Annotated in this window: 7 protein-coding genes; 5 read left to right on the top strand and 2 right to left on the bottom strand. The window is 39.1% G+C overall.

Going from position 1 to position 13,496, the window contains the following annotated elements:
* The first annotated feature begins 605 nt into the window (after window positions 1-605).
* The 5 genes from PSA_RS06720 to PSA_RS06700 are packed head-to-tail and all read left to right on the top strand — an operon-like array spanning window position 606 to window position 8,738.
* Complete coding sequence (locus tag PSA_RS06720; RefSeq protein WP_042149549.1) at window positions 606-2,024, top strand: tyrosine-type recombinase/integrase; 1,419 nt, start codon at window positions 606-608, stop codon at window positions 2,022-2,024.
* A 10-nt stretch (window positions 2,025-2,034) separates the two neighbouring features.
* Window positions 2,035-5,373, top strand: a complete 3,339-nt coding sequence (locus PSA_RS06715) for a hypothetical protein (protein WP_042149546.1) — start codon at window positions 2,035-2,037, stop codon at window positions 5,371-5,373.
* Window position 5,374: 1 nt separating this feature from the next.
* Window positions 5,375-6,187, top strand: a complete 813-nt coding sequence (locus tag PSA_RS06710; protein ID WP_042149543.1) for a hypothetical protein — start codon at window positions 5,375-5,377, stop codon at window positions 6,185-6,187.
* A gap of 2 nt (window positions 6,188-6,189) precedes the next feature.
* The gene (locus PSA_RS06705) at window positions 6,190-6,693 is read left to right on the top strand and encodes a hypothetical protein (protein ID WP_127924191.1); all 504 of its coding nucleotides are present in this window, start codon (window positions 6,190-6,192) and stop codon (window positions 6,691-6,693) included.
* Window positions 6,678-8,738 (top strand): ATP-dependent RecD-like DNA helicase, encoded by a 2,061-nt coding sequence (locus PSA_RS06700; RefSeq protein ID WP_042149537.1) that lies wholly within the window; start codon window positions 6,678-6,680, stop codon window positions 8,736-8,738. Before PSA_RS06705 ends, PSA_RS06700 begins: the two co-directional genes overlap by 16 nt.
* A gap of 654 nt (window positions 8,739-9,392) precedes the next feature.
* On the opposite strand, the gene PSA_RS06695 is transcribed toward PSA_RS06700, so the two are convergent.
* Window positions 9,393-10,175: a M48 family metallopeptidase gene (locus PSA_RS06695; RefSeq protein ID WP_042149534.1), complete on the bottom strand. Its 783-nt coding sequence runs from the start codon at window positions 10,173-10,175 to the stop codon at window positions 9,393-9,395.
* Window positions 10,176-10,184: 9 nt separating this feature from the next.
* Window positions 10,185-13,493 (bottom strand): type I restriction endonuclease subunit R, encoded by a 3,309-nt coding sequence (locus tag PSA_RS06690; protein WP_042149530.1) that lies wholly within the window; start codon window positions 13,491-13,493, stop codon window positions 10,185-10,187.
* Between the last annotated feature and the right edge of the window lie 3 nt (window positions 13,494-13,496).

The raw sequence follows: 13,496 nt of genomic DNA, 5'->3' as shown, positions 1-13,496 counted from the left end.
ATTTACAAACTTAATTGTTGGCTATTTTACTGAAAAATTAAGCTGAACTGGTCAGCTTTGCTGATTTTCTTGATATAACTGACAATTACATTAAATAAATGTTCAATTTATATCGTTTTAATTATGCTATTTTATGAATTAAATCAGTGAATTTACAATAAAAACCATTAAAATGACGCAAAAAGATGGCAATTAGTTGATTATGATCGAAAACGCACACATATACTTCAACCAATCGGGTACACCCGTTGCAGATAAGTTTGACGATATTTATTTTTCTACCGATGATGGTTTGGCAGTTTAGTGTACCAGAATAAATTGCGTATATATTTTTTTGTGAATTTCAATTTACACTCCCAATAAAAGCCAAAATTACACATACAAACCTGATAAATAACAATAAAAAAACACTGCTAAAATCTAAACCATCAGGACAAATCAAAATATCAAATTGCGTATTTATTTCATGAAATCATGTTTATGCGCAATATTTGCGCATTTATTATTGACAAGTCATTTTAATACACAATACTGTATATAAAGTCAGCATGTTATTTTATACAGACACATTAATTCCCCCATATATGCCAAGGAATTAGCGATATATGAAAAACGTCACACCAATTAAATTGCTAAATGGAAACCGTAGATTGCTATTGAACAGCAACAGTATGCCCATAGATGCATTTACTCAATTTGTTGAGCACATGAAGGTGAAGCTGGGCCTTGGAGCAGGGACAATTGTTCTATACAGCGATAATGTCGCTAAGTTTATTGACTACCTAATTGAAGCTGGAGTTTTTCTGTGCGATAACGCGCCTACACAGGATGCTCTGGATACAGCAGTCGAAGCGTATCCAGATTTTTTGGTAAACGGTGTCAGTTCGACAGAACCGTACATTGTAACCATTGCCGAACGGATGGAGTTTAATGGGATTAAATCTGATGGCACTCATATTGCCGCTGTAAATCATTTTCTCACATTTGCTGTGCGATTGGCTAAGGATATGAAGTTGCTAGCGGAAATAGAAACAGGTATTAAACTCGATTCCCCTGCGTTCGTATTTACTGCGTTGGAAGGTGAAGTGAAAATGTCTCATCATGAGATCAAGCGCATCAAGGAAAATTCAATTCTTGGTGCAAACCTCCGCGTTATTAAATCTATTAAAAAGAATAAGTTAAAGTCAGTAAGGAAAAGCAGTAGAACCTCCATAATAGACCCTAATAGTGGAGTTTCCTTATTGGAACAGATGGAAGAATACGAAGAAGGTAGAAAGAGGGCTTTCCCATTCGATAGATTTCAAGAGTTACTTGAAAAAGAACCCTGCCCTCGAAACCGCACGTTATGGTCTTTGTTAGGGGGTGGTGGACTGAGACAGAGTGAAGGCGTGGTGACATATATACCTTTGGTCATGCCTGAAATGCAAGAGGTTTATATCGTAGACCCTAATGATTATCGCGGTTCGTCTAAATACGAAAACCCAAAGAGATGGAAGGGTCGTGAAACGGCTAAGGTATACCTTATTCCTACTATCCGCCAAATTTTTTTTGACAGTTACCGTGAATGGATGAAGATAAGGCCGGAATCGGAAGAAGATTTCGTGTTCTTGAAGCTTGATGACGTTGGTTATGGTCAACCTCTTCATCTGGCAACCTATTGGGCACTCAATAAAGCGTTTAAGGTGGCTCAGAGACGTATCGGCATGACACGTATTTACAGCCTGCACTCCTTACGACATTTGTACGGGGTATTCATGATCAACTTCTTCCCTACTCCTTGGAAAAATGAGCCTGGACTTGACCTGAATACTGTTCAGACATTGATGGGTCATGCATCCATCACTAGTACGCAGGGTTATGCCATAAAAGATAAAAATGTTCTAGAAGCCAAACTTGAAGCCGCGGATCGGATGTTGATGGGTGAGACGCACCTATCGCTACCTGAGATGATAATCAAAAACTTACGAAAGCAGGCTGACGAGTTCGAGAGGTTGTATCTAAACATAAACAAGCAAACACTATAGGGATGGAGATATGATTAATTACACTGATGATTTGATTATTCCAGATGAAGACAAGTTTTTGAAAGGGGTTAGCGACTTCTTAGTGATGTATTTAGATTCGAGGAAGAAGAGTAAACTACCCTATCTTGAAATGAAGTCCCCAAGTAGTATCAGTTTAGGAGCCTTCGAACACTACTTATTTCCTGAGTTAAAAACTATCACTCTAGGTAAAGTGCGAGTATTGTACCAAGTAACACTAATACCAACTAAAGATCCAAAGCATCAAAAAGTTCAAGATATCCTTAAACTTAAAACACATAGCTCTTACGCTAGTGCTGGTATTTTCTCAACCTGCACAACCATGTTCCAATGGCTATGGGAGCAAGGGTTGGTAGTTCTTAGTATAGGGTTTCCATCTAATCCAAACATTCGGTTTACTAGCAGTATTAAAAACGAAATTTTTGAGGGCCTCTTTGGTTTAGTAACTCCAGAATTTAAGAGAAAAGGTAAGCACTATCAAACTTACTTGGTTTCTTTAAAATTTCTAAGGATGACTGATTGGAAAACCTGGCAAGATGTATCACTTAAAGAGTATTGGTCAGATGTACGAGATAGAAAAGTTACGAATGCCTTTGGAAAGCGGCAGAGTCGCCCTGAAAATTTATTTAAAATTGCGCTCGAAAACGGGGCGGAGTTTACACAAGGCGACTTATCCAATGTATTTAATACTGGCGCTCATCATACGGCAGCTAGTGCAAGCCTAGAGTTCAAACTAAATACGCTGGAACAACTTGCTGAGTATCTAGATGGTATTAAAACATTGCAAAGTGGACTTAAAGTATATAACTCATCAGGCCGTGAATTAGAACAGATCGCTAACAAAGTAAATGACGCTGGCATTAGTATCACTTCACCTTTAAGTTTACCTCCTAAAGACAGATTGATGTACTTTGCAAGCAATAACGACATGGATAATTACTGTAAACACGTCAGTGCTTACAGTAAAAGTCATAAAACGCTTAACTACATGTCTGCTGATTTTTACCCTGGACTAAGTGTTGATCCGCAAAAAGAGTTCCCTGATTGGTGTTATGTAATAGCAGCTTTTTTTAAAAGTCTGGAAAAGAAAACACCTAGCATAATATCTCGGTCTAGAAGAGCAATAGGCCACCTCGCAGATTACTTATTCGTCTATTTGTTTGATTTTTACGCTTCCAATCCTGACGCGATTCACCACCTGCCTGTGAAAATGCAAGATTTTAGCCGCGTGATTTTCTGGGAACAATCGGTGCTTGATGGTAAAATGAGCGATAATGCACCGAAAACACTAATCGACTGGATCAGCAGTAAAGTTACGACTCCAAAACCATTATATCATTCGATTGATGATTTTTTTCAGTTTGCTACGTTGAACTTCAATACAAAACACCCATCAGTGCCAGATGCTCCCTTGCTCAAGGACTTTGTAAACCCTGTAGATGTTGCAATAGATGTCAAGCAATCCGCAGCAGGGATGAACAACCCCAATAAACCGACTGATAAAGTTGCCATGCCGATGTGCACGCTACCATTTGTGCATAATACCCTTAAAGTTCTCAATGAAATTCATTGTCAATTACAGAAAATTCTTATTGAAGACCTGAATGCTGAACAAAGAAAGCAATATCTACAAAATAACCCCTTAATCAAGCTTGCAGACTGGGGGTTGGAGTGTAGCTTTGAACTGAATAAAGAGACTGTTCGATTTGATGTTATGCCCAACTTATTTTCTTGGAACAACCGTGTGACAAAGGATGTTATTCCTACACTTAGCTGTTTTAGAATGCTTAGAACGAATGTGCACGCAGGCCAACGAATGGAAAATATACAATGGTTGGATATTAATAACTTTGATAAATTAGCCCCTGTAAAAGGCTATTTTCAACCGATTTGGATTGACATTGATAAGGTATTTGAAAACAGAGTAATTAAAGTACCTACCTACATTTATGATGAACTTCAGGCAGAGAAAGAGTTTCAACGTAAATATACTCATGTTGAAACAGATCCAGTAATATCAACCTATTCTGATACATTGATTTCGCCTCTTTTTAAGTCTTTCCATGAAAAGAGTAAGGGAGTGCCTGTATCAGATACTTCATACGCCGAGATGTGGGTAGATATTCTACATTTTATTCAAATTCACTACAACAAATTTGCTCCTAAGTCAGAACAGCATAACTTTGTGCAGTTGAGACCCAAAAGACCACGTTCGAATGTCGAGCCTTACCAGTGGAATTATGGTGAGGCTTGGGTCGATCTGGATGGCATTCAACGTCCAGGAAATGCCTCAGCAGTTTTTCTTTATGCTATCCATACGCCACACAGTATGCGGAATACATATGCGGTGGCGCGTAAAGGACTTATATCTACTGAAGACATCAAGGAGCAGCAAGGATGGTTGACAGATAACATGATGTTTCACTATCAACAGGCGCAACATCAAACCGACACAGATAAACAACTTGAGTTGGCAGATAAAGCGATGATGGAAGGCACATTTTTGCTTGGGAACAACGCAATAAAACCATCAGAGTCTGACTCTGCGATGAAAGCATCACTTAACGCTGGCGCAAAAGCCGTAATTGAAGATCAAGGCATGATCTCTATTTCTGTCCCAGAGTTCAATGAATACAGTGGAGTTAGTGGGCGGGAGATGCTGATAGCGCAGCAGCGTAGTGTAAAGTCAGTAGTGTATGACCACTGCATATGCCCTGCGGGAGGCGACTGTCCTAAGGAAATTGTTACTATCATTGGAGAATCAAAGCGTTGTGGCCTTTGCCCGATTGCTTGTTATGGTATCGATAATATCTCTGGCCTGAATGCTCGCATAAATGATAAGCGCAGATCTGCTGGTACTGGCCTGAACCAAGTGATCAGGCTGGAGAAATTAAAGGTTGATGTGGATACAATTACACCAATTAAAACGCAGATCTCGCTTGACCAAACCGAAGCATCAGTTATGCGAATGACGGTAGGTATGCTTAAGAAAAAGCTTGAATCAGGTAAGAAAAAAGACCAGTTTATTTGTAGACGCCCTGATATGGTGAAGGATGTTGTTGAGATATCGATTAATACTGATAGTGAAAAAGGCGCATTTTTGTCAAGGATAATCGAGGCTCAGCAGCACCCTGAATACTGTCACGAAGATTTTATTCGCCAGTGTTATTTTCAGTATAAAAAAATGAACAAAAAAGGTTTCAAAGATGATGAAAGCGATCCTGTTGGGCTTGTAGCAGGGCATTTATCGGCGCTCATGCAAGAAAAGGGAGTCGGTTTTGACAAGTTGCTAGCCAGCCCTCAAATTTTTCAATTAAGTGAGGTGATATAAGATGGGTAGACATAAAGGTGACAATCCGTTCGAAGCGCTTCAGAAGAGCCGCATTGACGAAAAGGTCAAAATAATCAAAGGATATTTGGCATCGCTTCCAACTGGAGCGACATTTAAAGATATTAATGCATTGATCAACCACATGGCTAAGCTAGTTGGGTGTGCTACTACTACAATAAGTAGGCAACCTGCATACATGAACCTACTTGCGGCTAAATTCAGTGAGATGCACCCAAATGCTGACAATATAGATCCCAAATATGCAACTCCGGCTCAGGTTAAGAGAGCATTAGACTCTTACAAGGTTGATATCCAAACCCTACAGGGTAAATTCAAGGTTAAAGAAAAATACTACCAAAGCAGTGAATACATTAATTTGTGGTTGGAAGAAAACGCTAAAAGTGAGCAGCCACAACTTATCCCTTACCTTTTAGGCGACTTTGAACAGCAGAAGTACCTCCCTGGCAGCTCTGCTTCCGCAGATCAATCAAAAGCTCTCCCTGTTAGTTTAGACACGTCTAATAGCACAGCTAATAAAGCAAGTTGGCAAAAAAAATTTGAAGTGACCTGTGAAGCTTTCGCTCTTTTTATCACCCACATGCGAGATGAATGGGGTATACAGTATGACCATGAACGGGGAATTCTTTTTGAAATTAAAACGGACATGGGAATGGAAGATGAGGATGAGGGCTGTATTGACTCGATAGTGCCACATCCTAGCGCACCAATGGCTGATCTGAAGTATTTTCGTAAATTCCTTGAAGTTAAAGGTCGAGACTTAGGATTGCCAAAAGATAAAAATAAAGGGAATTAATGATGAGTGACAGTATTTTAACTAAATTATGCAACAAGACAGTCACCGCAAAAACAGCGATTAAGCTACAAGATTATCTTATCAAACTTGTAAAGTCAGACGGTAAGTTACCTGAGGGTGATAGCAAGGAAGGTGTGGATATAACCGCACTTACGGAAACCGCTGGAATTGATCGTCAAAACCTTTATCCAAAAAGAGGTGCAGCTGAAACCATCGAGCTGTACCTGTGGGCGGTTAAGTATATCGGTATTGAAACGATTTTAGAGGCAGAGAAACGTGTATTAAATTCATCTACACCAGATGTTAAAGTGTTACAGAACATGCTCAAGCATTCTGAAATGAAACTTAGTGAAACAGAGGCTAAAGTGCTTGAATTAAAAGCACATAACGCTAATTTAGTTAAGCAAGTTCACAAACTTAATATCTATATAGAACAACTACAAGCCGGAAATGAGGCCCTTTCGAATGGATATGTAGTGGAGATAACACCGTGGATAAGTCAGTAACTAGAAAAAGTTACATGATGCTAGTCACATCAATTAAACCGCTCTTTAAGTCCGTCAGGCTCTCTGGCACCTATAACGCGGCTCAACGTGTTGCTGAACTGCCTGATGACGGCAATATTCCAAGGATTGGGGACTTAATTCGACTGAGCGGAACTCTCGAAAAGGGTGAATATCACCGCAAGGTTCTCAAGGCTGATAGTTGGAAGCTAGCACCTGTCACTGCTGCAAATGTCTTTGAGTACATTAGAAAATCCAAAGACTTCAAAGCTCTGTTAACTCAGAAGCAGTTAAGGGCGCTTTCTGATAAATATGAAAAATACCCTAAAAAGATGATGGTAGTCATGGGGGGCAGCAAATCAGCAGAACTAGCTAAAGTAGTTGAATGCAGCGAGGTAGCTGCTAAACTTGAGGTATTATGGGCAGATAAAATCAGTGATATACGGGCAGTACAACACTTGGCAAATCTAGGTCTTAATTCTCAAGATGCACTGGCTATGGTCAAGTTTCACCGAATCAGAACAAATGAGGTCGTAGATAGCAATCCTTATTCGCTCGCAGTCGTGGTGGGTTTTGATAGAGCTGACAATATCGCCACAACAAAATACAAATTGAAGCGGGATGATCCACGTCGCCTAGCTGCACTGGGTTCGCAGCTATCAAGATCACTAACACAGGAAACAGGTAGCAGTCTGTTCAAAACTCATGAATTCAATGAAGGGGCAATGCAACATGGTGTTGATGCACATTCAATAATTTATCAATCAAAACTTCATGGTAGCATTCTAACTGACGGTAATTGGTTGATATCTTCACCTAATTATCAAATGGAAACTAAGATCAGATCATTTCTGACCGAACATGATAAGCCGACAACCTACCAGTTTTATGATTATGAAATTGAGCGAAAAATCGACCTGTTTGAAAACATGAATAAACCTCTGCATCAGCTTCAGCGAGATGCAGTGAAGTTAGCTATGCACCACTCTATTTGTTGTATTCAAGGTGCGGCTGGCACGGGTAAAACCGAAGTGATCAATGCTATCGCATACGTTAACAGCCTTATGGTTGGCAGCGCGATAACAGCAACCGCACTCTCTTCAATTGCGGTAGATAGGATTAAACAAGCTACAGGACTTGAAGACTGTTACACCATCGCAAAATTAAAGTCAGATTTAATGTTGAAACAACTTAATATTCCTGAAGGCTCAGTTTTAGTGGTAGACGAAAGTTCCATGTTAAGTGTTCAAGACATGTACACATTCGCAACCCTTGGATTGCACGGTATTCGCATCATTTTTACAGGAGATAATAACCAGTTAGCCCCCATTGGTTATGGAGCTTTTTTCAAGCAGGCGGTTGCATACTTCCCCACCGTGACACTAACTAAAATATGGCGTGCGGCAGCACAAGAAATTACAGGGGCAGCTAATGCTATTTTAAGCGGTGAAAGACCTGATGCACAGGGCGCTTTTGGCTATCTAAAACGTAGCACAAATGAAATTGTATCGTATGCGGTAGAGGAAGGTGCACAAGTGATTGCAGCTACAAACCGCACCGTGACATTGTTAAATCACAAAATCCAGGCTCAGATGGTGTCTTCTGCGCTATCAGAGCCACTGTGTTCAATTCTTAATATACCTTTTTATGTCAATGACCGTGTGATATTTACCAAAAATGTTAATAATCTTGGGATTTACAACGGACAGTTTGCTAACTTGAAATGGAAGTGTGATGGCAAACTGATATTTCATATGGATACCGCAGAGGGAAAACCAAGGGAAATATTATTAAGCTATTCGGATGCGATCAATGCTGGTATTCAGCTAGGATACTGTGTCACAGGTCATAAATCCCAAGGTGCTGGTTTTGATAAAGTTGTGGTAGTGATGGAGAACCTATCTATTTGCAACAAGAATTGGGCGTACACAGCGATCACTCGTGCCAAACTCGCAGTTAAAGTGGCAGAGATTACACCGCTTGAGCGGGTTATGAGTCAGCCTATTAAAAAGCGTACCACCCAAAGAATGGTGCCTTTGATGTTGTAGTTTTAGCTTAGATCAAAACTAAAACTTGATGGGTCATGTCTGCATTGTGACACAAGATTAAATTTGAAATTTTCCACATCAAAAAGCAAGATTGAAGGCTGAACTCAATCTGCACGTAGCTAGAACTGTCAACCAGAAAATCTCCGCCCCCACCTTGTCAAGCCGTCTTTTATCAAGCTATCTCTAGGCGATACTTTAATGATAGTGAGTTTGCAAATATTCTTTCAAAACAAGATTATTGTTCTTTAGGGCGGTTGGAAAGTTTACCTTGAGCTATAACTAGTAGACTGTTAATTGGTTAGCCAGTAGATAAATATCGAAATCGTTATGAAAAAAGTTAATGTTTTATTAGAATGCTCTACAAGGTCATTTAAGAAATTAGACATGAATACTCGATAAATTTGAGTACCATAATACCCATCAGAACATTCCCCATGCTCAATTTTAAGATATTCCCTTCTATATATCCTAGGCAAACAAAATAAGCTTTGAGTCAAAACACCTAAATGGTAATTTATGTAGAAAATTTACTTTAATATAAAGATCATCTTTGGATGGAACATTCGATAACTGAATACGGTGATGACCTTCAATATAAACGAACATATCGAATGGAATTCGAGTAAAATATTTTGTGCCTTGTGTAGCTTTTTCTCACTCATTCAAATACAACTCGGCCATATCATCCAGCTTAGCTTTGACTTCTTTCCAATTTGGCATTACCTGCGTCAGTAAACGCCAAAACCTATCACTGTGATTATGCTCTGCAATATGGCAAAGCTCATGAAGGATAACGTAATCAATACACTCTTTAGGGGCTTTAATCAAATGAGGGTTGAGCATTAAGCTACCTTTTGCAGAGCAACTTCCCCATTGTTTTTTCATAACCATAATACGAAATGAAGGTAAGCCTTCTACCCAAGTCGCTTTAGTAAGCATTTCATGTAACCGATCATGAAAGATTGCATTGGCTTTTCGGGTATACCACTTTTCTAAAAGTGTTTTAACTTGAGATACCCGATCATCCTTTTCTTGCTTCAATTTGACAGTCAATTTTCCTCTGTGCAATTTCACATTTGAGGCATGTTCACCATCAATTATCACCTTCAAAACATAGCGTCTACCAAGGTAAAACTGCGTTTCACCACTGACATATTGCCTTGGCATCACATATTCATGTTGAGATTCAAATTCTACAATACTCTCCCATATCCAACGGGCGCGTTTGATCATTGCCTCTTGAATCACTTCAGTAGTTGCATTATGGGGTACTGTTGCAACTACGCGTTGATCTGGATGAACTTTGATCAAAATTTTTCTAGGTTTAGGCTTGGAACTATTATCATCTGCTATACGGCGAATGATGTCATAGTTAATGACTTCTTCGCCGTAAACAAACACACCTTGCTCTTGGGTTGTTTTCTGTATTTCACTCATTAAAACGACTTATCCACGAGACAAGCCTAATCTGGTAATTTTAAGGACTTCTTCAATTAACTTCTGAGCGTTTTCAATACCTAAATCAGCAAACAACATTGGCAGCAATTTAACGCTTATCGCGTTTTCAATTTCACCTGGGTTTATCGAAAACTCTGCGACAGCTGTTTTAACAATTTCATCAATGTCAAAAGCATATTTTACAAGTTTGTCTTCACTTATATCACCACTTGCAAGCACATCATCTTCGAAGATATGTTTAAACAATCCAAAGTAAGCTTGCGCATGTTTGTTTTGCTTTCCATCAGCATCAGTAAAGGCGCTAGGCATTCCCTCAACTTTACGATCTTTAACCTCCTGTTCAAAATCAGCAAATAACATGTATTGTTTAACAGGCGCATCAAACATCGCCTTAGTCTCATCAATGGCTTTTTTAAGTAAGTTTGAGAAATACTCTTGCGCATATGGATCATCAGCCAAGTCTTGTTCGATCATCTTAGTGATTCTGCCAGTGATCTTATCTGTCTGGTTGCGAGCTTCGTCATCAGTTAAATCTTGAGGTTTAACATCCTTACCCAAGTTATCAACTGAATACACACCATCCGGTTCTTTAACTTCAATACCTGCGATATGTTTATCTAGAAGCTGACGAATATCTTCTGCATAGACGTCATAATCTACCGTTTCGTTCGCATCTTCACGAATTTGCTTTCGCAAGTTAACAAACATTTTAAGTGTTTCTTTGTAGTGATCGCGTTTGTTGTCAAAGCTTTTATCATCAAAGAATGTAGCTGACTGTAAAGCTACTTTCATACAGTTAGAGAAGGCGGTTAAAGCAGCATAAAATTCGTCACGCTTTTTGAGGTTTTTATCTAATAGTTGGCCTTTTACATCTTCAATTTTTGGCGCGAGTGCTTGGCGTAAAGCTGCATGATCTTTTTTGTTTTTAACACCTTCAAAAATAGCCCAGAGATCGTTATACAGCCCAGAGAGTTTTTTATATTCGGTATCCATGCGGTTGTATAAACCTTTCAAGTCATCAACATCAAAACCATTTTGATTTCGTTCAGCAAGCTCTTGATATTTTTCAATTGTCATATCAAGTTCTTTTAAAATACCTCGATAATCAATTAAGTACCCAAACTGTTTTTTACTGTGTAAGCGATTAACACGAGCAATAGCTTGAATTAAACTATGTTCTTTTAGCGGTTTGTCTATATACAATACAGTATTTTTAGGTTCATCAAAGCCTGTTAGAAGCTTATCAACAACAATCATAATGTCAGGGCCTTCATCGCGACCATAATCTTTGATGATTGCTTTGGTATACGCTTTTTCGTCTTGTCCATAAGTGTCAGCAACATTATTAGTCCACCAATTTTGAACAATATCTTTGCTTTCTTGGTCAACTACCTCGTGCCCCTCTCGCGTATCAGGAGGCGACATAGCTACAACAGATGTAACTTTACCTATTTTGTCTAAAGCCTCCTTGTATCGTATTGCAGAGGCTTTAGAGTCACATGCTAACTGACCTTTCAATCCCTGTTGCTTAAAGTTTTGGAAATGATCTGAGATATCATGTGCTATTAACTCTATTCGGCCTTCCGTTTGATAAATCTGTCCCTTTTGAGAGAATTTCTTCTTTAAATCTGTTTTTTGTTTTTCGGTTAGTTTCTCTGTGATTCTGTCAAACCAAGCATCAATAGCTTTGTCATTTACGTTAAGGTCAGCAATACGTTCTTCATAAAGTAGCGGTGTCACTGTTTTATCTTCAACAGCTTGTTGCATAGTGTAAGAGTGAATAATAGAACCAAATTTATTTTCAGTTTTATCATCTTTTAGCAGTGGAGTACCTGTAAATGCAATAAACGCAGCTTTAGGTAAGGTTTGCAACATGCGAATATTATTTTCACCATTTTGGCTACGATGACCTTCATCCACTAATACTAAAATATTTGGGCTATCGTTGAAGCATTCATCATGTTTGATTGCTGAACCAAATTTATTAATGATTGAAAAGATAACTCGCTCATTACCTTTACCAATCTGCTGCGCTAAACGCTTACCAGATGTTGCTATCGCTTCCTTTTGGTCACGTTTTGTTAATACGCCACCAGAAGCAAATGTACGGCTTAACTGGTCTTCTAGGTCAACTCTGTCAGTTACAATAACAACTCGGCACTGAGCCAGTTCCTGAAGCCATATCAGTGCTTTTGAGAGGAATACCATAGTAAAAGATTTACCACTTCCGGTGGTATGCCAAATAACACCGCCATTTCGAGCGCCTGGGCGTGTGCCTGTTTCATCATAACTAGAGATACGTTCAACTAGTGCTTTAATACCAAATACCTGTTGATATCGAGCAACTATCTTACCTGCTTTTTGATCAAAAAGCGTATATAAACGAGTCATTTCTAATAATCGGTCTGGGCGTAATAAGCTAACTATTAATCTATCTTGATCTGTTACTGTAAGTTCGCCTCCAGCCAATAACGACAAATATTCATCTTTTGCAGCGGCTGGTCGGTGGCCGAAAATGGCATCTGATTGTTCAGAGGTTAACCCTAAGTTTTTTAATCGAACAAACTCAGCTTCAATTATTTCTTCCTCTTTCCACTTTGCCCAGAATTTTTCAGGTGTACCACATGTCCCATACAAACCATCATGACCATTTACAGCGAGCAATAACTGACTATAAGCAAATAAATGAGGAACTTCAGCTTGCCCTTGATTACGAATTTGCTGCGAGACTGCTTCATTTAATGTTGATTTACCTTCAGTAGAAGAGTCAGGACGTTTTGCTTCAATCACTACCCAAGGTAAGCCATTTACAAAACAAACAATATCGGGAATGCGGCTACCTGTACCTTCAGCATTTTGCACAATCATCTCTTCAGTAAAGTGGAAAAAGTTGTTTGTAGTATTCTGCCAGTCAATCAATTGAATCGTTGGTGATGCTTTTTTGCCCTCAATAAACTCTGTTACACCCACACCATACATCAGAGCATTGTAGAGTTTTTCATTAGCACCTTTTAAGCCTTCATTCATGGCAGGGTTAAGTTCATGCATTATTTTATCAATAGCAGCATCTGAAAGCTTATGGTCTTTTCCTGCAAACGGGAAGGTTTGATTACTTAAAAAATCTCGCATCACAGGTAACAGCATTACTTGGCTTGTAGACTTGCCCGTAATTGAATTACCCCTAAGTTTCTCACAAGCACCTGGAGGGATAAAAGAGTAGCCAAGCCTACTAAGCAGTGTAAGAGCGGGGATTTTTGAACTAAATTCTTCTTTGAAATTGGCTAGTTTATCAGTCACAAT

Source organism: Pseudoalteromonas sp. '520P1 No. 423' (assembly GCF_001269985.1).
In the GTDB taxonomy this organism is placed as follows: domain Bacteria; phylum Pseudomonadota; class Gammaproteobacteria; order Enterobacterales; family Alteromonadaceae; genus Pseudoalteromonas.
The sequence above is the reverse complement of the archived record's forward strand: the minus strand, read 5'-3'. Positions and strand labels throughout refer to the sequence as shown.

Bases quoted from the DNA above. Each gene is read 5' to 3' on its own strand.
- PSA_RS06720 (WP_042149549.1), top strand. From the start codon at position 606: ATGAAAAACGTCACACCAATTAAATTGCTAAATGGAAACCGTAGATTG.
- PSA_RS06715 (WP_042149546.1), top strand. From the start codon at position 2,035: ATGATTAATTACACTGATGATTTGATTATTCCAGATGAAGACAAGTTT.
- PSA_RS06710 (WP_042149543.1), top strand. From the start codon at position 5,375: ATGGGTAGACATAAAGGTGACAATCCGTTCGAAGCGCTTCAGAAGAGC.
- PSA_RS06705 (WP_127924191.1), top strand. From the start codon at position 6,190: ATGAGTGACAGTATTTTAACTAAATTATGCAACAAGACAGTCACCGCA.
- PSA_RS06695 (WP_042149534.1), bottom strand. From the start codon at position 10,175: ATGAGTGAAATACAGAAAACAACCCAAGAGCAAGGTGTGTTTGTTTAC.